The sequence below is a fragment of the Stappia sp. ICDLI1TA098 genome (assembly GCF_054880955.1).
Map to the genome: position 1 here is coordinate 90,735 of NZ_JBTZBT010000004.1, position 19,670 is coordinate 110,404.

The 19,670-nt window shown below is 66.0% G+C and carries 15 protein-coding genes; 11 read left to right on the forward strand and 4 right to left on the reverse strand.

Annotated features, from left to right (window positions below; translation table 11 throughout):
• The first annotated feature begins 219 nt into the window (after positions 1-219).
• A complete protein-coding gene (locus ACSLUQ_RS18015; protein ID WP_417772930.1) occupies positions 220-1,314 on the forward strand; it encodes a TRAP transporter substrate-binding protein in 1,095 nt (364 codons plus the stop codon).
• Between the two features lie 119 nt (positions 1,315-1,433).
• On the opposite strand, the gene ACSLUQ_RS18020 is transcribed toward ACSLUQ_RS18015, so the two are convergent.
• The gene (locus tag ACSLUQ_RS18020; protein ID WP_417772931.1) at positions 1,434-2,825 is read right to left on the reverse strand and encodes a TRAP transporter large permease; all 1,392 of its coding nucleotides are present in this window, start codon (positions 2,823-2,825) and stop codon (positions 1,434-1,436) included.
• The gene (locus ACSLUQ_RS18025) at positions 2,825-3,415 is read right to left on the reverse strand and encodes a TRAP transporter small permease subunit (RefSeq protein ID WP_417772932.1); all 591 of its coding nucleotides are present in this window, start codon (positions 3,413-3,415) and stop codon (positions 2,825-2,827) included. The genes ACSLUQ_RS18020 and ACSLUQ_RS18025 overlap by 1 nt, the downstream gene beginning before the upstream one ends.
• 382 nt (positions 3,416-3,797) lie before the next feature.
• On the opposite strand from ACSLUQ_RS18025, the gene ACSLUQ_RS18030 reads away from it, so the two are divergent.
• Together ACSLUQ_RS18030 and ACSLUQ_RS18035 are read left to right on the forward strand one after the other, a co-directional pair.
• The gene (locus ACSLUQ_RS18030; protein WP_461809307.1) at positions 3,798-7,265 is read left to right on the forward strand and encodes an indolepyruvate ferredoxin oxidoreductase family protein; all 3,468 of its coding nucleotides are present in this window, start codon (positions 3,798-3,800) and stop codon (positions 7,263-7,265) included.
• Between the two features lie 164 nt (positions 7,266-7,429).
• Positions 7,430-7,576 carry a hypothetical protein gene (locus tag ACSLUQ_RS18035; RefSeq protein WP_461809308.1) on the forward strand — a complete coding sequence of 49 codons (147 nt, stop codon included), beginning with the start codon at positions 7,430-7,432 and terminating at the stop codon, positions 7,574-7,576.
• Positions 7,577-7,601: 25 nt separating this feature from the next.
• On the opposite strand, the gene ACSLUQ_RS18040 is transcribed toward ACSLUQ_RS18035, so the two are convergent.
• Both ACSLUQ_RS18040 and ACSLUQ_RS18045 read right to left on the reverse strand, forming a co-directional pair.
• Positions 7,602-8,342 (reverse strand): response regulator transcription factor, encoded by a 741-nt coding sequence (locus tag ACSLUQ_RS18040; RefSeq protein WP_461809309.1) that lies wholly within the window; start codon positions 8,340-8,342, stop codon positions 7,602-7,604.
• Positions 8,339-10,279: a PAS-domain containing protein gene (locus ACSLUQ_RS18045; RefSeq protein ID WP_461809310.1), complete on the reverse strand. Its 1,941-nt coding sequence runs from the start codon at positions 10,277-10,279 to the stop codon at positions 8,339-8,341. Before ACSLUQ_RS18045 ends, ACSLUQ_RS18040 begins: the two co-directional genes overlap by 4 nt.
• 264 nt (positions 10,280-10,543) lie before the next feature.
• Between ACSLUQ_RS18045 and ACSLUQ_RS18050 the strand changes: the two genes are divergently transcribed.
• From ACSLUQ_RS18050 to ACSLUQ_RS18085, 8 genes are all read left to right on the forward strand, one after another.
• Positions 10,544-12,532, forward strand: coding sequence for an AMP-binding protein (locus tag ACSLUQ_RS18050; protein ID WP_417772937.1), 1,989 nt, complete (start codon positions 10,544-10,546; stop codon positions 12,530-12,532).
• Positions 12,529-13,353, forward strand: a complete 825-nt coding sequence (locus ACSLUQ_RS18055; protein ID WP_417772938.1) for an ABC transporter ATP-binding protein — start codon at positions 12,529-12,531, stop codon at positions 13,351-13,353. The genes ACSLUQ_RS18050 and ACSLUQ_RS18055 overlap by 4 nt, the downstream gene beginning before the upstream one ends.
• Before the next feature lie 5 nt (positions 13,354-13,358).
• On the forward strand, positions 13,359-14,312 hold the full coding sequence (locus tag ACSLUQ_RS18060; RefSeq protein ID WP_417772939.1) for a branched-chain amino acid ABC transporter permease: 954 nt from the start codon (positions 13,359-13,361) through the stop codon (positions 14,310-14,312).
• Between the two features lie 10 nt (positions 14,313-14,322).
• Positions 14,323-15,399, forward strand: coding sequence for a branched-chain amino acid ABC transporter permease (locus tag ACSLUQ_RS18065; protein WP_461809311.1), 1,077 nt, complete (start codon positions 14,323-14,325; stop codon positions 15,397-15,399).
• 123 nt (positions 15,400-15,522) lie between these two features.
• Positions 15,523-16,845 carry an ABC transporter substrate-binding protein gene (locus ACSLUQ_RS18070; RefSeq protein ID WP_461809312.1) on the forward strand — a complete coding sequence of 441 codons (1,323 nt, stop codon included), beginning with the start codon at positions 15,523-15,525 and terminating at the stop codon, positions 16,843-16,845.
• A gap of 125 nt (positions 16,846-16,970) precedes the next feature.
• Positions 16,971-17,807, forward strand: a complete 837-nt coding sequence (locus ACSLUQ_RS18075) for an ABC transporter ATP-binding protein (protein ID WP_417772942.1) — start codon at positions 16,971-16,973, stop codon at positions 17,805-17,807.
• Positions 17,808-17,862: 55 nt separating this feature from the next.
• The gene (locus tag ACSLUQ_RS18080; RefSeq protein ID WP_461809313.1) at positions 17,863-19,104 is read left to right on the forward strand and encodes a phenylacetate--CoA ligase family protein; all 1,242 of its coding nucleotides are present in this window, start codon (positions 17,863-17,865) and stop codon (positions 19,102-19,104) included.
• Positions 19,105-19,222: 118 nt separating this feature from the next.
• On the forward strand, positions 19,223-19,663 hold the full coding sequence (locus ACSLUQ_RS18085; protein ID WP_417772944.1) for a response regulator: 441 nt from the start codon (positions 19,223-19,225) through the stop codon (positions 19,661-19,663).
• Positions 19,664-19,670 lie beyond the last annotated feature (7 nt).

Sequence of the window (19,670 nt, forward strand, 5' to 3'; positions counted from 1 at the left end):
GCCTCGAAGACGATGCGGGGACGTGCATTTTCCCGCTCCGGTAGCGGCGCGAAAAAACTCGCCCCGGCGGCCGGTGGCCTTGTGTCGTCGGGGTATATGCGGTTTATATCACGGTCAAAGTGTCTTTTTGCGAAAGGCGCTTGGCAATGTCGCGCGACAGCGGTTGCCGACATGAATTCGAGAGTTGAGGATCTCGACAATTCCCAAGGGAGGGGACACATGGATCGTCGTTCATTTATCAAGAAGGCTGGTCTCGCGGGTGTTGGCGCCGGCGCCGCCACGCTTGCCGCGCCGGCCATCGCGCAGGGCAACCAGACCTGGCGCATGGTTACGACCTGGCCGAAGAACTTCCCCGGCCTCGGCGTCGGCGCACAGCGCCTCGCGGACCGCATCACCGCCGCGTCCGGCGGCCGGCTGACCGTGCAGGTCTATTCCGCCGGCGAGCTGGTGCCGCCGCTGCAGTCGCTCGACGCGGTCATCGACGGCTCGGCCGAGATGAGCCATGGCGCCGCCTACTACTGGCAGAACAAGAGCCCGGCGCTGTCGTTCTTCACCGGCGTTCCCTACGGCATGACCTCGCGCGAGCTGACGGCGTGGGTGCGCTACATGGGCGGCCAGGAGATCTGGGACGAGATCTACGACCAGTTCGGCGTGCAGGGCTTCCTGTCGGGCGACACCGGCACCCAGGCGGGCGGCTGGTTCCGCGACGAACTCAAGGGGCTTGAGTCGGTCAAGGGCCTGCGTTTCCGTACGCCGGGCCTCGGCGGCCGGGTGTGGGAGAAGCTCGGCGCCACCGTGACCAACATGGCCGCCGGCGAGATCTTCCAGGCGCTGCAGTCGGGCACGCTGGACGCGGCCGAGTTCGTCGGTCCGTACAACGATCTGGCGCTCGGCTTCTACCAGGTGGCGAAGAACTACTACTTCCCGAGCTTCGTCGAGCCGGGCCTTGCCACCGAGCTCGTCGTCGACAAGGCCAAGTACCAGGCCCTGCCGTCCGACCTGCAGGCGATCGTCAAGGACGCGTGCCAGGCCGAGTACGACCAGGTGGCCTCTGACTTCTACGCCAACGATCCGCGCGCGCTGAAGACGCTGGTCGACGACCATGGCGTGATCGTGCGTCAGTTCCCCGACGACATCATGGAAGCGGGCGCCAAGGCGGCCGAGGAGATCCTGATGTCGCTGCGCGATTCGGACGATGCGCTGACCAAGAAGACGACCGAGAGCTTCATCGAGGCGCTCAACATCCTGCGCACCCGCACCGAGGGCACCGACGGCGCCTTCGTCGAGGCCCGCAAGAAGTACTTCAAGATCTGAGGTCCCATCCGGCCCGCACGCGGGCCTGGAAACGGAAAACCCCGGCCGCGAGGCCGGGGTTTTTTGTTGGGTGCGTCGTCCGTCCGTGGCGCCGGGGCGTACCCCGACGCCGGGGGCGGTCAGCTATAGATCGCGCGGGGAAGCCAGGTGGCGATCTCCGGGAACATGAACATGATCGCGATGGCGAGCATCTGCAGCAGCACGAAGGGCAGGACGCCCTTGTAGATCATTGCCGTCGACACCGAGTGGGGCGCGACGCCGCGCAGGTAGAACAGCGCGAAGCCGAAGGGTGGCGTCAGGAACGAGGTCTGCAGGTTGACGCCGACCAGGATGCCGAGCCAGACCGGATCGACGTCGAGCGCCAGCAGGATCGGCGCGGTGATCGGGATCACGATGAAGATGATCTCGAAGGTGTCGAGGATGAAGCCCAGCAGGAACATGATGAGCATCACCACCGCGACGGCGGCGAGCGTGCCGCCGGGCAGGTTCGACAGGAACTCGTGCACCAGGTTGTCGCCGCCCATCAGGCGGAAGACGATGGAGAACACCGAGGCGCCGAACAGGATGATGAATACCATGCAGGTGATCGTCGCCGTGGCGGTCGCCGTCTCGCGCAGGACCGAGAAGGACAGCCGCCAGCGTGCCGCCGCCAGCACCGTCGCGCCGACAGCGCCGACGGACGCTGCTTCCGTCGGCGTCGCGACGCCGCCGAGGATCGAGCCGAGGACGGCGAGGATCAGCAGCAGCGGGGGCAGCAGAGCGACGACGATCTCGCCGAGCAGCTCCGACTTTTCCTCCGGCGGAACCGGGGTCGCGGGGCACGATTGCGGATCGACGATCGCCTTGAACACGGTGTAGGCGAGATAGAGGCCGACGAGCAGCATGCCCGGCAGGATCGCGCCGGCGAAGAGATCGCCGACGGAGACCGGAACCGGCGCGAAATTGCCCTTGGCCATCTGCACCTGGGCATTGATGCCCGAGAGCATGTCGCCCATGAAGATCAGCACGGTCGAGGGCGGGATGATCTGACCGAGCGTGCCGGACGCACAGATGACGCCGGTGGCAAGGCGCGGGTCATAGTTGGCCCGCAGCATCGCCGGCAGCGAGATCAGGCCCATGGTGACGACGGTTGCGCCGACGACGCCGGTGGAGGCGGCCAGCATCGCGCCGACGATGATCACCGACATGCCGAGGCCGCCGCGCATGTTGCCGAACAGCTTGCCCATGGTGAGCAGGAGCTGCTCGGCGATCTTCGAGCGCTCGAGCATCACGCCCATGAAGATGAACAGCGGCACGGCGACCAGCACCTCGTTGGTCATGTAGCCGATGTAGCGGTTGGCAAGGCTGCCGAAGTTGGACGGGTCGAAGACGCCAAACCACATGCCGAGCGCGCCGAACAGCAGCGACACGCCGGCGAGCGTGAAGGCGACCGGGAAGCCGAGCAGCAGAAAGCCGATGATGCCGAAGAACATGAGCCCCGAAAGGAGCTCGCCGATAAGGACAGGATCCATCAGGCTTCCGCTCCCTGCTTGAGGATGCCGGGGGTCTCGTAGCGCAGCCGCTCCGGCAGCATCTCCTCGTTCCCGGTGAGCACCAGCACGGAGCGAAACACCATGGCGAGGCCCTGAAGCGCGACGAGGGCGGCGAAGGCGATGATGAAGCTCTTCAGCACGAACAGGCCGGGCATTCCGCCGACATTGGCCGAGGCCTCATGCAGGCGCCAGGAGCGGCTGACGAAGGGCCAAGCGTAGCTGTAGACCACATAGGTGAACGGGAAGAGGAAGAGGAACACGCCGATGAAGTCGACGATCGCTTTCCGCCGCACGGTGGCGGGGCGGTAGAAGATGTCGACGCGGACATGGTCGTTTCGCAACAAGGCGAAACCGGCGACGGCAGTGAACATCGCCCCATTCAGCCAGACGTAGAGATCCTGCATCCAGACGAAGCTCGTGGCGAAGACATAGCGCTGGACCACGACAGTGAAGCAGATCACGACGATGGCCAGTGACAACCACGAAAAGATGGCGCCGATCAGGGCGTTGAGCCCGCAAATGGCGCGTACGGCAAAGGCAAGCGCGCGCACGGGATCAGGCCCGTTCACGCGTCGAACGACGCGCTTTCTCGAGTTTCATCACAGACCCTCTTTGCATTTCCCCCGGAAGGATGCCGGCGTTTTCACCGTTTCACCCAATTCCTCATTGTTGACGGCGAGTTGCTTAGCAGCTTTGGCGCGAATGCAAAAGCAAAGGCGACGGAATGCCTGCTGAAATTGCGGGCGCTGCGCGGTGTTTTCAGGCCCGCCGCCGGCGCGACAACCGGCGGTGGCGCGGGGCACTTTCGCCCCTTCCGGGCGCCTGTCGTGTTGCCTGAGAGGCAGCTTTCATTGCCTCGCTCCGGTGGAATTCGATTGACGGGGCGGGGGCTTGGGCATGAACCTCGGCAGGTCCGGCGTCGCGATGCGCCGGCAGGGAGGGGAATTTCACATGGCACGCAACACGGTCACGCTGGACGACAAATACGATCTCGACAAGGAGCGCGTTTTCCTGTCGGGGACGCAGGCGCTGATCCGGCTGACACTGATGCAGAAGGCGCGCGACCGGCTCGCCGGGCTGAACACGGCCGGCTATGTCAGCGGATACCGCGGCTCGCCGCTCGGCGCTCTCGATCAGCAGTTCCAGAAGGCCGCGCGGGTGCTTGCGCCGGCCGATGTCGTCTTCCGGCCGGGAATCAACGAAGACCTGGCGGCGACGGCGCTGTGGGGCACGCAGCAGGCGCAGATGCGCGGCGAGGGGCGTTTCGACGGCGTTTTCGGGATCTGGTACGGCAAGGGACCCGGCGTCGACCGCTCGGGCGATGCCTTCCGTCATGCCAATCTGGCCGGCACCTCGCCCCATGGCGGCGTGCTGGCGCTGATGGGCGACGATCATACCTGCGAGAGTTCGACCACGGCGCATCAGTCGGAATTCGCCCTCGTCGACGCGATGATGCCGATCCTCAACCCGGCTGGCGTGCAGGAGATCCTCGACTTCGGTCTCTTCGGCTGGGCGCTTTCGCGCTACGCCGGGGTGTGGGCCGGGCTGAAGCTGGTCAAGGACAATGTCGAATCAACCGCCTCCATCGAGGGTCATGGCGACCGGGTGCGCCCGGTGCTGCCCGACTTTCCCTTTCCCCCCGGCGGCGTCCATATCCGGCCCTCCGATCATCCGCTGACGCAGGAAGCAAGGCTGCATGAGGTCAAGCTGCCGGCGGCGCGGGCCTTCATCGACGCCAATCCGCTCGACAAGCTGGTGCTTTCCGGCGGCCGCCGGCCGCGCATCGGCATCGTTTCCACCGGCAAGAGCTTCCTCGACGTGCTGGAGGCGCTCGAACATCTGGGCATCGACGAGGTGGATGCCGCTGATTTCGGCCTGGCGCTGGTGAAGATCGGCTGCACCTGGCCGCTGTCCGCCTCGCGCATGCGCGACTTCGCCCGCGGCCTAGAACTGGTCATCGTGGTGGAGGAAAAGCGCGGCCTGATCGAGCCGCAGCTCAAGGAGATCCTCTACGGCCTGAGCGACGCGCCGGCGATCGTCGGCAAGACGGACGAGCACGGCGAGGTGCTGTTTCGCGCGCCCGCGGCACTGGAGCCGGTGGACATCGCGCTGGCCATCGGCCGACGCCTGAAGGAGCGGTTTCCCTCGGAGCGCCTGGCCGCGCGCGTCGCCGAGCTCTCGTCGCGCCGCCAGAAACTCGCCGAGACCCAGGATGTCGCCGTTCGCAGCCCGTATTTCTGCGCCGGCTGCCCGCACAACTCGTCGACGCGGGTGCCCGAGGGAAGTCGCGCCTATGCCGGCATCGGCTGCCACTACATGGTCCAGTGGATGGACCGGTCCACCGAGGGCTACACGCAGATGGGCGGCGAGGGCGCCAACTGGATCGGCGAGGCGCCCTTTTCGCGCACCGGCCACGTCTTCCAGAACCTCGGCGACGGCACCTACAATCATTCGGGTGCGCTGGCGATCCGCGCGGCCAAGGCCGCCGGCGTCAATGTCACCTACAAGATCCTCTACAACGATGCGGTGGCAATGACCGGTGGTCAGGCCCATGACGGAGGACTGAAGGTTGACGAGATCGCCCGGCAGGTCGCCGCCGAAGGCGCGCGACGGGTCGTTGTCGTCACCGACGAACCGGGAAAGTACCCGGTTGCGACCGCCTGGCCTTCCGGAACGTCGATCCATCATCGTGACGAACTCATCGAGGTCGAGCGGGAACTGGCAAAGGAGCCGGGCCTGACCGTGCTTCTGTACGACCAGACCTGTGCGGCGGAGAAGCGCCGGCGGCGCAAGCGCGGCCTGTTCCCCGACCCGGACGAGCGGATTGTCGTCAACGAACTGGTCTGCGAGGGCTGCGGCGATTGCGGCGTGCAATCGAACTGCGTGGCGGTGCAGCCGCTGGAAACTGAGTGGGGGCGCAAGCGCACCATCGACCAGTCGTCCTGCAACAAGGATTATTCCTGCGTGAAGGGCTTCTGCCCCTCCTTCGTCAGCGTGCGCGGTGGCGTGCTCAAGGGCCGCACGGCGCTGCCGCCGAAGGCTCCGGAGGTGCCCCAGCCCGCGATCGAGCCGCTGACGCGGACCTATGCGGCGATGATCACCGGCGTCGGCGGCACCGGTGTCGTGACCGTCGGCGCGGTGATCGGCATGGCCGCCCATCTCGATGGGCTCGGCTGCGGCATCATCGACATGGCGGGGCTGGCCCAGAAGGGCGGCGCGGTGACGAGCCACCTGAAGCTGGCGCCGCGCCCGGAGGACATTTCCGCCATCCGCGTCGGTCCGGGCAGCGCCGACCTGGTGCTTGGCTGCGACATCGTCGTCGCCGGTTCCGCCAAGGTGCTTGGCGCCATGCGCCCGGAAACGGCGCTGGCGGTGATCAATACCCATGAGACCCTGCCGGGCGATTTCACCAAGAACCCGGACTTCAGCCTGCCCGGTCGACGGCTCGTCGCCGCCATTTCGGGTGCCGCCGGCGAGGGGCGAAGCCACTTCCTCGACGCCACGGAGATCGCGGAGGCACTGTTTGGCGATGCCATCGCCGCGAACATGTTCCTGCTCGGCTACGCCTGGCAGCTTGGCGGGGTGCCGCTGAGCCTGGAGGCGCTCGAGGAGGCGATCCGCCTGAACAAGGTGTCGGTGGAGATGAATCTTTCCGCCTTCGCCTGGGGCCGCGCCGCGGCTGTCGACCCGGCTTGTGTCGATACCGCCCGGCCGAAGCTGCCGGAGGGCCTGCCGCACCGCCGCCTGTCGGAGGGGCTGGAGGAGATCGTCGCGCGTCGGGAGGCGTTCCTGGCCGACTATCAGAACGCGGCCTACGCCAGGCGGTACGGCGAACGTATCGCGCAGCTTCGCCGGCGGGCGGATGGTCTTGGAGAGACCGGGACGGCGATTGCGGAAACCGCGGCGCGCCAGCTCTTCCGGATGATGGCGATCAAGGATGAATACGAGGTCGGCAGGCTTCATTCGGCCCCGGCGTTCGAGGCGCAGCTTGCCGAGACCTTCTCCAGTTACGAGAAGCTGGAGTTCCATCTCGCCCCGCCGCTGTTCTCGCGCCCCGACAAGCGCACGGGTCGGCCGGCCAAGCGTCGCTTTGGTCCGTGGGTCCGTCCGCTGTTCCGCTTTCTCGCCTTCGCGCGCGGCCTGCGCGGCACGGCCTTCGACGTGTTCGGGCGCACGCAGGAGCGAAAGATGGAACGGGCGCTGCGCGATGAATACGAGGCCATCGTCGATGAGGTGGCGGCGAGCGTGACCGCCGAAAATGCCGAGGCGGCACTGGCGTTGCTGGCCTATCCGGAGCGGATCCGCGGCTTCGGCCCGGTCCGCGCGGAAGGGGCGAAGCTGGCGCAGGCCAAGCTCCCCGGGCTTGTCGCGGCGTATCGGTCGGCGCGCAAGTCGTCGGATCTCGCGGCTGCCGAGTGACGAGAATCCGCAAGATCGTTGCGGTCCGGACGCTGTTCCGGGCCGCATCTTCTCATGATTTGGATTGCGATACCGGAGGTTGTGTCAGGGTTGTATTTTGAAATTACGTGCATTTAACAGTGTAATTCGGCTACGCTCGCCGGGGTTTCCAGGGAGGACGACCGATGAGTGCAGTGCGCATCATTATCTGTGCTGTTGTTTTTGTTGTGGGGATGACGGCGCTTGCCAGCGCCCATGGCGGCGGATGTCGCAAGGACAGCCCGCCGGGCAAGTGCTGCCACGCCGGCTCCAAGCCTTATCATTGCCATTGATCGCGGGAGCTTGCCTTGGCGGCGGTCAGCCGCCCCAGTCGACCTGGGTCGTCAGCATGTAGCCCGAGCCGTAGATGGTGCGGATCAGCGGCGGCTCGTCGGGGCGCGTCAGTTTCTTGCGGATGCGGGAGATGCGCACGTCGATTGCCCGGTCGAGCGTGTCGTCGCGTCCGCCATGCTCGAGCAGATAGTCGCGCGAAAGCACGCGCTTGGGCGCGCGCAGCAAAGCGCCGAGGAGTGTCGCCTCGCCGGTCGACAGGAAGGTCTCCTCGCCCTCCGGGGAAACCAGGCGGTGCGAGCCGGGCTCGAAACGCCATCCGGCAAAGCGGGCGATGTCGAGCGGCTCCGCGTCTCCAGCGGTTGGAGACGCCGTGGCGCTGCGGCGCAGCAGCGAGCGCACCCGGGCGACGATCTCGCGCGGGTCGAAGGGCTTCACCACATAGTCGTCGGCGCCGAATTCCAGCCCCATGATCCGGTCGGAGGCATGGCTGCGCGCGGAAAGCACGAGGATGGGGACCGGGCCGGTTGCGCGGATGCGGTTGATCGCCTCGAGGCCGTCCATGTCCGGCAGGCCGAGATCGAGGATCACGGCGGCCGGCGAGGCCGTGTCGAGGGCGGCCAGTGCCGTGTCGGCATTGGCGAAGGCGGCGGTGCGGAACCGGTAGCCGGAAAGGGTTTCCGCCAGCAGGCTGCGGATGTCGGCCTCGTCCTCGACGATGAAGATGAGGGGCTCGGCGGTTGTCGGGCCCTGCGCGGCTGTCGTCATCGGGACAGGATCTCGCTCATGGTGCGGGCAAGCAAGCCCGCAGCGAAGGGTTTCGACAGGATCGGGCAGTCGGGGAGCGGCGCGCCGCCGTCGGTGCCATCGCGATAGCCGCTCATCAGCGCGATCGGCAGGCCGGGCCGTGCGGCGCGGATCTTCTCCGCCAGCACCAGCCCGCTCATCTGGCCGGGCATCACCACGTCGCTCAGCACGGCGCGGATATCGCCGACCTCGGCGACGAGTTCGAGCGCGTCGTCGGCCTCGCCGGTGACAAGGACGGAATAGCCGAGGACGCAGAGCTGGTCGCGCACCACGTCGGCGACGGCGGCGTCGTCTTCCACCAGCAAGACCAGTTCGCCGTTGCCGTGGCATGTGCCCTGCGTCTCGTCGGCACCGTCGGCCACGGCAGCATCGGCTGTGACGGGGAGCAGCACGCGGATCTCCGTGCCGTGGCCGCTTCGGCTTTCGATCGACACGCAGCCTCCCGAGCGGCGCGCAAATCCGTAGACGGTGGGAAGGCCGAGGCCGCTTCCCGTGCCGAAGGGCTTGGTCGAGAAGAACGGATCAAAGGCCTGCCGGCGGACGTCCTCGCTCATGCCCGAGCCGGTGTCGCAGACCAGGATGCGGGCGTATCGCCCGGGCGCGATGCCGAGCGATGCGGTTTTGGCCGGGGAAATCTCATCTTCCTCCAGGCGGACAAGGATCGTTCCGCCGGAGGGCATGGCATCGCGGGCGTTGAGAACGAGATTGACGAGCGCGTTCTCGAACTCGGACGGGTCGACCCGTACGGGTGGATCGGCGTCTCCGGTCTCCAGCGAAAAGGTGATGCCGCGCGGCAGCGAGCCGGAGAGCAGCCCTTCCATGTTGGCGAGAAGGGCGGCAAGGCGGACCGGCTTGCTGTCGGCGGCGGTCCCCTTCGCGAAGGCGAGCAGGCGGCGGGTCAGGTCGGCGCCGCGTTGGGCCGCCTGGAGGATCGGGTCGATGTGGCCGGAGAGATCCGGCATCGCGGGAATGTCGGCCTTGCGCCGCAGGCTGAGCACGTTGCCGATGATGATGGTCAGCAGGTTGTTGAAGTCATGGGCGAGCCCGCCGGAGAGCTGGCCGACGGCCTCCATGCGCTGGGCCTGGGCAAGCGCCGTCTCGGAGCGTTTCTGCTCCGTCACGTCGAGCGAGAGAACGAAGCAGCCGAGCGTCCGCCCGTCGGCGGTGCGGTCGGGGATCAGGGTCGAGCGCATGTGCGCGATACGGCCGGTCGCGCGGTTGCGCGCGTATTCGTAGGAAACTGCCTGGCCGGTGAAGGCCCTGGCGATATGCGGTTCCAGCTCGGGATAAAGCTCGGGGCCGATGATATCGGCGACCGGGCGCCCGACCAGGGATTCCACCGTCTGGTCGAACCACTTGGCATAGCGGCGGTTGGCGAAGCGGTAGACCGGGCCGGGGCCGACATAGGCAATGAGCGCGGGCACGCTGTCGGTGACCAGACGCAGCCAGTCCTCGCTCTGGCGCAACTGGCGGGTGCGTTCGGCGACGGTGCGTTCGAGGTTCGCCTGATGCTCGCGCTCGCGGGTGATGTCGGTGTAGGTGGTAACGAAGCCGCCGGTCGGCAGCGGTGCGCCCGTGACGAGAACCACCTGGCCGTCCGGGCGCACCCGCTCGAAGGAATGCGGCTCGAACAGCCGCGCCCGCTCGACGCGGCGGGCGATCATCTCGGCGATGTCGCCGTCGCCGTATTCGCCGCGTGCGGCATTGACCTCGAGAAAGGCGGACAGCGGCGCGCCGCGGTGGGCGAGGTGCATGGGGAATTCCAGCATCTCGAAGAGCTGACGGTTCCACGCCACGAGCTGAAGCTGCGCGTCGAAGACCGAAAACCCCTGATTGATGTGATCGAGCGCGGCCTGGAGGAGGTCCAGGCGGTCCCGGTAGAGATCACCGCTGGTCATGACGGGGAGTTTATGCAAAGCGCGGCGGCTGTCGAACGAAAAGGCGGCAACCTGGCGGGGTGCGCTGAAACAATTCGAAACAGTTCGCACATATTGGCGCAACGTCGCCGCAATAGCGTTTCCTCAAGCGCATGACCAGCGTCAATCGCGAGCAAGTCCCGTCGATACAATCGATGCTTGTTCGCGGAGGAGGGCGGTGGTCAGATAAGCGCACAGAATGACGAGACCCCGAAAAATCGGGGCGTCCAGAGGGGAAGAAACGCAATGGCAGGGTCGCCCGTCACCGAGCGCCTCGGTGAGGACACCTTTCCGAAAATCCTCCTGCGCAACGCCAGTGTCTTCGCGGACCGTCCGGCAATGCGGGAGAAGGATTTCGGAATCTGGCAGGTGTGGACATGGGCCGAGGTGCTGGAGGAAATCCGCGCCTTTTCCATCGGACTTCGCGATATCGGATTCGCCCGCGGCGACAGGATCGCCATCATCGGCGCGAATCGGCCGCGGCTCTACTGGGCCATGGTCGCGGCGCAGTCGCTGGGCGGCGTACCCGTCCCGCTCTATTCGGACTCCGTCGCCGAGGAGATGGCCTTCGTGCTCGAGCACGCCGAGGTCCGCTTCGCCTGCGTCGAGGACCAGGAGCAGGTCGACAAGGTCCTTTCCATGTCGCAGAGCCTGCCCCGCCTCGAACATGTCGTCTACGACGAGCCCCGCGGCCTTCGCGACTACGACCACGCCCGGCTGCATTCCTTCGAGGAGCTGCAGAAGGCGGGCAGGGCGACGCTGGCCGACGACGCCGGCAGGGAAGCCGCCTGGCTCGAGGACATCGCGGCCGCACAGGGCCGCGACATCGCCGTCATGCTCTACACCTCCGGCACCACCGGCCGCCCCAAGGGGGTGATGCTCTCCTTCGACAATCTGGTCATCTCGGCGCGCAACGGAAACGCCTTCGATCGCCTCGACGAGACGGAGGAAACGCTCGCCTACCTGCCGATGGCCTGGATTGGCGACCACGTCTTCTCGCTGGCCCAGGCCTATACGGCCGGGTATTGCGTCAACTGCCCGGAAAGCCTGGAGACGGTGTTGTCCGACCGGCGCGAGATCGCGCCGACCTATTTCTTCGCTCCGCCGCGCGTCTTCGAGGGCCTGCTCACCCACATCATGGTGCGCATGGAGGACGCCAGCCGCCTCAAGAAGCGCATGTTCGACTACTTCATGGGGGTGGCGCGCCGGGTCGGCGAGAAGATCCTCAACGGCGAGAGCGTGGCGACCACGGACCGGCTGCTCTACGGGCTCGGCGAGATCCTGGTCTACGGGCCGCTGAAGAACCAGATGGGCTTCACCCGCATGAAGGTCGGCTACACCGCCGGCGAGGCGATCGGGCCGGAGATCTTCCGCTTCTACCGGGCGCTGGGCCTGAACCTGAAGCAGCTCTACGGCCAGACGGAAGCCAGCGTCTACATCACGATGCAGCCGGACGGCGAGATCCATGGCGACACGGTGGGCACGCCGGCGACCGGCGTGGAGCTGAAGATCGCCGACAACGGCGAGGTGCTCTACCGCTCGCCGGGCGTCTTCGTCGGCTACTACAAGAACGACGAAGCAACGCGCGCGACCAAGACCGAGGACGGCTGGGTGCTGACGGGCGACGCGGGCTTCATCGCTGACAACGGTCACCTCAAGATCATCGACAGGGCGAAGGACGTCGGCAAGCTGTCCGACGGGGCCTTGTTTGCGCCGAAATACATCGAGAACAAACTCAAGTTCTTTCCCAATATCAAGGAAGTGGTGGCCTTCGGCGACGGTCGCGACTTCTGCGGGGTCTTCGTCAACATCGACCTGACCTCGGTCGGCTCCTGGGCGGAGCGGAACAACGTCAATTATGCCTCCTATCAGGAGCTGGCCGCCCATCCGCATGTCTACGAGATGGTGCGCGAGCATGTCGACCAGGTGAACCGGGATCTCGCCGGTGAGCCGATGATGGCGGGGTCGCAGGTCAAGCGTTTCCTGATCCTGCACAAGGAGCTCGACGCCGACGACGGCGAGCTGACGCGGACCCAGAAGGTGCGCCGCTCCTTCATCGCCGAGCGCTACGCGCCGCTGATCGAGGCGCTCTACGACGGCTCCACTTCGAAGCACGTGCGCACCGAGGTCACCTATGAGGACGGGCGCAAGGGTGGCATCGAGGCGACCGTCGAGATCCGCGACATGACGCTCTATCCGGTGACGCCGGGCGGGATGAAGGAGGCCGCGGAATGAACGCCCCAGTCGATCCGGCACGCATGGCCGGCTCCCCTTCCGGCGTCCGGCGCGGCGACGTGCTGCTGGCGGTGGACAGTGTCTCGCTCTCCTTCGGCGGCGTGAAGGCGATCACCAATATTTCCTTCGATATCCGCAAGGGAGAGGTGCGCGCAATCATCGGCCCGAATGGTGCGGGCAAGACGTCGATGCTCAATGTCATCAACGGCTTCTACCATCCTCAGGAAGGCACGATCACCTGGCGCGGCGAGGTGCGGCGCAAGATGAAGCCCTATGAGGCGGCAAGCCAGGGCATCGCCCGCACCTTCCAGAACGTCGCCCTCTTCAAGGGCATGACGACGCTCGACAACATCATGACCGGGCGCGGCCTGAAGATGCGCAGCAACTTCTTCTGGCAGTGCCTGTACTGGGGGCCGGCGCTGAAGGAGGAGATCGAGCATCGCCGCAAGGTGGAGGAGATCATTGACTTCCTCGAGATCCAGGCGATCCGCAAGACGCCGGTTGGGCGGCTGCCCTACGGGTTGCAGAAGCGGGTCGAGCTTGCCCGCGCGCTTGCCATGGAGCCGGAGCTGCTGCTGCTCGACGAGCCAATGGCGGGCATGAATCTGGAGGAGAAGGAGGACATGAGCCGCTTCATCCTTGACGTCAACCAGCAGTTCGGCACGACAATCGCGCTCATCGAGCACGACATGGGGGTGGTCATGGATCTGTCCGACCGGGTCGTGGTGCTCGACTATGGCCGCAAGATCGCCGACGGGCCTCCCGAGGAGGTGCAGTCGAACCAGGATGTGATCGACGCGTATCTCGGGGGGGCGCATTAATGGACATGCTCTACAACATATTCATCGACCCCTTCGTGCAGATGGTCGGCGCTCCGGACTTTCTGATCCAGGTGGTCTGGGAGGGCTTCGTCGCCGGCGTGCTCTACGCCCTGATCGCGCTCGGTTTCGTGCTGATCTACAAGGCTTCGGGCGTCTTCAACTTCGCGCAGGGCATCATGGTCGTGTTCGCCGGCCTATCCCTGGTCGGCCTCCACGAGAAGGGGGTGCCGGCCTGGCTGGCGCTGATCCTGGCGATCGGCATCATGGCGATCCTCGCCGTGTGCATCGAGAAGTTCGTCATGCGGCCGCTGGTCGGACAGCCGGACATCATCCTGCTGATGGCGACCATCGGCATGACCTACTTCCTGATTGGTCTTGGCGAGGTCATCTTCGGCGGCGAGCCGAAGCAGATGATCACCTCCGAGCTCGGCCTGCCGACCGGCTCGACCGCCTTCGAGATAGGTGATCGCGGGCTCGTCATCCTCCAACACATCGACATCGCTGCCGCGGTCATCGCGCTGCTGATGGTCGGCAGCCTCGCTGTCTTCTTCAACCGCACCCGTATCGGCCGCGCCCTGCGCGCTGTCGCCGACGACCATACGGCGGCCCTGTCGGTCGGCATCTCGCTCAATCAGATCTGGGCGATTGTCTGGTTCGCCGCCGGCATCGTCGCACTCGCCACCGGTATCATGTGGGGCGCACGCTCGGACGTCTCCTTCGCACTCGAGATCGTGGCGCTGAAGGCCCTCCCGGTGCTGATCCTGGGCGGTTTCACCTCGATCCCGGGTGCCATCATCGGCGGGCTGATCATCGGCATAGGCGAGAAGGTCGGAGAGATCTACTGGGGTGGCCTGGTGGGGGGCGGTATCGAGAGCTGGCTCGCCTATGTGATCGCGCTGCTCGTCCTGCTGTTCCGGCCGCAGGGCCTGTTCGGCGAAAAAATCATCGAGCGGATCTGAGGAGCACGTCATGTTCTATCGTGAAGCCGGCCAGTACAAGACGACCTACGCGGCCGACCAGCAGATCTTCCCGATCCGCCAGGACCGCGTCGGCGTTGCCGTCATCCTCGTCCTCGCGCTTCTCCTGCCGATGGTGGCGAGTGAGTTCGTGCTCTCCGCTGTCGCCATTCCCTTCCTGGTCCTGGCGCTGGCGACCATCGGTCTCAATATCCTGACGGGCTATGCAGGCCAGCTGTCGCTGGGTACCGGCGCCTTCATGGGGGTCGGCGCATACAGTTGCTACAAGCTGGTGACCATCTTCCCCGAGGTGAATGTCGTCGTTCACATCCTTCTGTCGGGGACCTTCGCCGCCGCCGCGGGTGTCGTTTTCGGCCTGCCGTCGCTGCGCATCAAGGGCCTCTATCTCGCGGTGACGACACTTGCGGCGCAGTTCTTCCTCGAGTGGTGCTTCATCCGCATCCCGTGGCTCTACAACTACAATTCCTCCGGCGCGATCGAGGTGCCAGGGCGCGAGATCATGGGCACGCTGATCACCGGCCCGGCGGCTGGCGCCGGCGCCCGCTACTACGTGGTCCTGGCGATCGTCGTGGTGATGACGCTGCTCCTGAAGAACCTGATCCGCGGGCGCATCGGCCGGCAGTGGATGATGATCCGCGACATGGACATCGCCGCCGAGCTGATGGGCGTTCGGCCGCTGATCGCCAAGCTCTCGGCATTTGCCGTGTCGTCCTATGTGTGCGGCCTCGCCGGCGCGATGTTCGTGTTCTTCTATCTTGGGGCCTCGGAACCGGCGGTGTTCTCGATCACCCTGTCGTTCCAGGTTCTGTTCATGGCGATCATCGGGGGCCTCGGCTCGCTGGTGGGATCCTTCTTCGGCGCGGCGTTCATCTGGATCCTGCCGATCCTGCTGCGCGTCGGCTTGCCGGCGCTCGGCGTCGACGTGGCCGCCGAGACCGTCTTTCAGGGCGCGCAGATGACCATCGGTGCGCTCATCATCTTCTTCCTGATCGTCGAACCGCACGGGCTGGCCCGGCTGTGGGCGATCGGAAAGGAGAAACTCAGGGTCTGGCCGTTCCCGTACGCGTGATCAGGGAGGATCCGCGGGGAGGGTGACCCTCAGACAGGCCATCGGGGCGCAAGCCGGACCCAGGTCCGGATGGCGAGACCCCCGGGGCAAGGCTCCGCAAGGGGCGCGAATGGGAGGAAAGACATGCGCATGAGAACTCTCCTGGCGGGATCGGTCCTGGTGGGCCTGGCGGCGTCCTTCGCTGCTCCGGCCGTCGCCGAGGATTCCGTCTACATCCAGCTGCCGACCTATCGGACCGGCCCCTATGCCGGATCGGGCATCCACATCGCCAACGGCATGTCCGACTACCTGGCGATGGTCAACGAGCGCGACGGCGGTGTGAACGGCGTCAAGATCGCCTTCGACGAGTGCGAGACCGGCTACGACACGCAGAAGGGCGTGGAGTGCTACGAGCAGGCCAAGGCCAAGAACACGCTGGTGTTCAATCCGTGGTCGACCGGCATCACGCTGCAGGTCATCCCGAAGTCGTCGGTCGACAAGATCCCGGTTCTGTCGATGGCTTACGGCCTCTCCGCGGCGGCCGACGGCAACACCTTCCCGTGGGTCTTCAATCCGCCGGATACCTACTGGGACGGGCTCTCGGCAATCGTCAAGTATATCGGCGAGCAGGAAGGGGGCATGGACAAGCTCAAGGGCAAGAAGATCGGCTACATCTTCCTTGACGCAGGCTATGGGCGCGAGCCGATCCCCCTGCTCGACAACCTCGCCCAGAAGTATGGCTTCGAGGTGCTGCAGTACCCGGTACCGGGCAAGGAGATGCAGAACCAGTCCTCGCAGTGGCTCTCGATCCGTCGCGACCGTCCCGATTATGTCGTGATGTGGGGCTGGGGCGCCATGAACCCGACCGCCATCAAGGAGGCGGTGAAGAACCGCTTCGACATGACGAAGTTCATCGGCGTGTGGTGGGCCGGCGGCGATGAGGACGCACGCGCCGGCGGCACGGGCACCAAGGGCTACAAGTCGGTCAGCTTCAACAATGTCGGTGCCGACTATCCGGCGATCCAGGACATCAAGAAGCTGGTCGTCGACGCGGGCAAGTCGCAGACCCCGCCGAGCACGCTTGGCGAGAACCTCTACAACCGCGGTGTCGTCAACGCGGTCTACATGGTCGAGGCAATCCGCACCGCCCAGGAGATGACCGGCAAGAAGGTGATCAATGCCGAGGACATGCGCGTCGGCCTGGAGAACCTGAAGATCGACGAGGCACGCCTGGAGGCCATCGGCCTGAAGGGCATGATCGCGCCGCTGGAGATCACCTGCGCCAACCACTCCGGTCACCACCCGCTGTTCATCCAGGAATGGGACGGCGAGAAGTGGGTCCCGGCGACCGACTGGTTCTCGCCGATGACCGAAGAGGTGACGCCGATCCTGATGCAGGCCTCAAAGGACTATGCCACGTCCAACGCGCCGTGGCCGGCGCGCGCGGATGCCTGCCCGGCGAAGTGATCGCAGCGGCATCAATGCAAGAACCCCGGCTCGCGGCGACAGCCGCGGACCGGCAGCAGACCCGCCGGCCCGAGCCTGGAAAAGCCCGGGCCGGCCCGCCCAACGACCAGCGCCGGAAGAGTGACATGGACGCCACCGCACGACAGAGCGAAACGGCCGCTTCGACGATCCTCGCCGTGAACAACATCGAGGTCATCTACAACCACGTGATCCTCGTTCTGAAGGGCGTCTCGCTGACCGTGCCAGAGGGCGGCATCGTTGCGCTTTTGGGTGCCAACGGCGCCGGCAAGACGACGACGCTCAAGGCCGTGTCGAGCCTGCTGCAGGCCGAGCGCGGCGACGTGACCAAGGGGTCGATCACCTTCAAGGGCGAACAGGTGCAGGCGTTGTCGCCGAGCGACCTGGTGCGCCGCGGCTGCATTCAGGTCATGGAGGGGCGGCATTGCTTCGGCCACCTGACCATCGAGGAAAACCTCCTGACGGGAGCCTTTACCCGGCGTGACGGCGACGCGGCGGTGCGCGCCAGCCTGGAGAAGGTCTATGCCTATTTCCCCCGCCTCAGGGAGCGCCGCTCCAGTCAGGCGGGCTACACCTCCGGCGGCGAGCAGCAGATGTGCGCGATCGGTCGCGCTCTGATGAGCCGTCCGAGCATGATCCTGCTCGACGAGCCGTCGATGGGCCTTGCCCCGCAGCTGGTCGAGGAGATCTTCGAGATCGTGCGCGAGCTGAACCAGAAGGAGGGGGTTTCCTTCCTGCTGGCCGAGCAGAACACCAATGTCGCGCTGCGCTATGCCACCTACGGATACATCCTGGAGTCCGGGCGCATCGTGCTCGATGGCGAGGCGAAGGCGCTGCGGGAGAACGAGGACGTGAAGGAATTCTACCTCGGCGTCGGTGGCGAGGGGCGCAGATCCTTCCGAAACGTGAAGCACTACAAGCGTCGCAAGCGCTGGCTGGCGTGATGTCGGCACGGCAATGGCGGCCTTGCCGCTGCGCATTCAAAGCAAGGGTTGAGCCATGAGCGAGCGGTATTTTGACGAGCTTGAGGTCCGTGATCCTGACGAGCGCGAGGCGGATCTGTTTCAGCGCCTGCCCGACCAGATCGCAAGGGCGGTGGAGTTCGCCGCCGGCTGGGCCGGTCATCTCGGCAAGATCGAGCCGGGCGCGGTGCGCGACCGGGCGGCCCTGGCACGCCTTCCGGTGCTGCGCAAGTCCGAGCTGATGAGCGCACAGAGGGACGAGCCGCCCTTCGGCGGTTTCGCCGCCGGCAAAGTGTCGCAGATGAACCGCATCTTCATGTCGCCCGGACCGATCTGGGAGCCGCAGGGCGAGGGCGCCGATCCGTGGAACGCGGGGCGGGCGTTTCATGCCGCCGGCTTCAGGCCGGGCGACATCGTCCACAACGCGCTGTCCTATCATCTGACACCGGGCGGGTTCATCCTCGACCACGGCGCCCGCGCGGCAGGCTGCGCGGTGTTTCCCGCCGGCGTCGGGAACACGGAAATGCAGGTGGAGGCGATCGAGACGCTGAAGCCGACGGGCTACGCGGGAACGCCGGACTACCTCAAGGTGTTGCTCGACAAGGCGCAGGAACTCGGCCGCGACGCCTCCTCCCTTCGCAAGGCGCTGGTCTCGGGCGGTGCGTTGTTTCCAAGCCTCAGGGCGGAATATGCGGCGCGCGGGGTCAAGGTTCTGCAGGCCTATGCGACCGCGGACCTGGGCGTCATCGCCTATGAGAGCACGGCGGACGAGGGCATGATCGTCAACGAAGGGGTGATCGTGGAAATCGTGCGTCCGGGCACGGATACGCCGGTGCCCGTGGGCGAGGTCGGCGAACTCGTCGTCACCAACTTCAGCCGCAGCTACCCGCTGATCCGCTTCGGCACCGGCGATCTTTCGGCCGTGTTGCCGGGCCGCTCGTCCTGCGGGCGCACCAACATGCGCCTCAAGGGCTGGATGGGGCGGGCCGACCAGCGCACCAAGATCAAGGGCATGTTCGTCGACCCGCAGCAGGTCGCCCAGATCCTGCTGCGCCATCCGGAGGTGGCGCGGGCGCGGCTGATCGTCGAGCGCCGGCAGGAGCAGGACGTGATGCGGCTTGCCTATGAAACCGATGCCCGGGCGGAGGGGCTCGACGACGCGCTGAAGGCGACCATGCGCGAGATCACCAAGCTGTCCGGCTCGGTCGAGCGGATCGCGCCGGGTGAGCTTCCCAACGACGGCAAGGTGATTTCCGACGAGCGTTCCTACGACGCCTGAGGCACAGGCGTGCGCCTGCCTGTGAATGCGCGTGTCGCCAGGTGTTGCGACACCCACCGGTTTCGTCCTATGCAGGAAGTGCGCGATACCGGCGCGGGGAAATTGCAGGCGCAGCTTCATGACCACGCTCGACAGCCCGGAGAACGAGGCCTTCATCCTTCTGGTTGAGGACGATCCGGATGATGTGCGCCTTATCGAGATGGCGCTCAAGGCCTCATCGGTGCCGGTGAGGATCAACACCGTCGAGGATGGCGCGGATGCTCTGGCGTTTCTGGACGCGCAGGGCGACGCTCTTCCCGACCTCGTGCTTCTCGACCTCAATTTGCCGGTGATGAGCGGAACGGAGTTTCTCGGCAAGCTTCGGGCCCACACAAACCTCAGCGCCCTTCCTGTCTGCGTGTTCACGACCGCCGACGATGCGGTGACGATACGCCGTGCCTACGCGGCCGGCGCCAATGCCGTGGTCACCAAGGCCGACAGCCTTGCCGGCATGAGCGAGGTGCTCAACACCATCGTCGAGTTCTGGTTCAAGGTGGCCGAGCGCTACCGGCACGTGTGATCGTGCC

Coding starts and splice junctions, on each gene's coding strand:
- ACSLUQ_RS18015 (WP_417772930.1), top strand. CDS start 220: ATGGATCGTCGTTCATTTATCAAGAAGGCTGGTCTCGCGGGTGTTGGC.
- ACSLUQ_RS18020 (WP_417772931.1), bottom strand. CDS start 2,825: ATGGATCCTGTCCTTATCGGCGAGCTCCTTTCGGGGCTCATGTTCTTC.
- ACSLUQ_RS18030 (WP_461809307.1), top strand. CDS start 3,798: ATGGCACGCAACACGGTCACGCTGGACGACAAATACGATCTCGACAAG.
- ACSLUQ_RS18035 (WP_461809308.1), top strand. CDS start 7,430: ATGAGTGCAGTGCGCATCATTATCTGTGCTGTTGTTTTTGTTGTGGGG.
- ACSLUQ_RS18040 (WP_461809309.1), bottom strand. CDS start 8,342: ATGACGACAGCCGCGCAGGGCCCGACAACCGCCGAGCCCCTCATCTTC.
- ACSLUQ_RS18045 (WP_461809310.1), bottom strand. CDS start 10,279: ATGACCAGCGGTGATCTCTACCGGGACCGCCTGGACCTCCTCCAGGCC.
- ACSLUQ_RS18050 (WP_417772937.1), top strand. CDS start 10,544: ATGGCAGGGTCGCCCGTCACCGAGCGCCTCGGTGAGGACACCTTTCCG.
- ACSLUQ_RS18055 (WP_417772938.1), top strand. CDS start 12,529: ATGAACGCCCCAGTCGATCCGGCACGCATGGCCGGCTCCCCTTCCGGC.
- ACSLUQ_RS18060 (WP_417772939.1), top strand. CDS start 13,359: ATGCTCTACAACATATTCATCGACCCCTTCGTGCAGATGGTCGGCGCT.
- ACSLUQ_RS18065 (WP_461809311.1), top strand. CDS start 14,323: ATGTTCTATCGTGAAGCCGGCCAGTACAAGACGACCTACGCGGCCGAC.
- ACSLUQ_RS18070 (WP_461809312.1), top strand. CDS start 15,523: ATGCGCATGAGAACTCTCCTGGCGGGATCGGTCCTGGTGGGCCTGGCG.
- ACSLUQ_RS18075 (WP_417772942.1), top strand. CDS start 16,971: ATGGACGCCACCGCACGACAGAGCGAAACGGCCGCTTCGACGATCCTC.
- ACSLUQ_RS18080 (WP_461809313.1), top strand. CDS start 17,863: ATGAGCGAGCGGTATTTTGACGAGCTTGAGGTCCGTGATCCTGACGAG.
- ACSLUQ_RS18085 (WP_417772944.1), top strand. CDS start 19,223: ATGACCACGCTCGACAGCCCGGAGAACGAGGCCTTCATCCTTCTGGTT.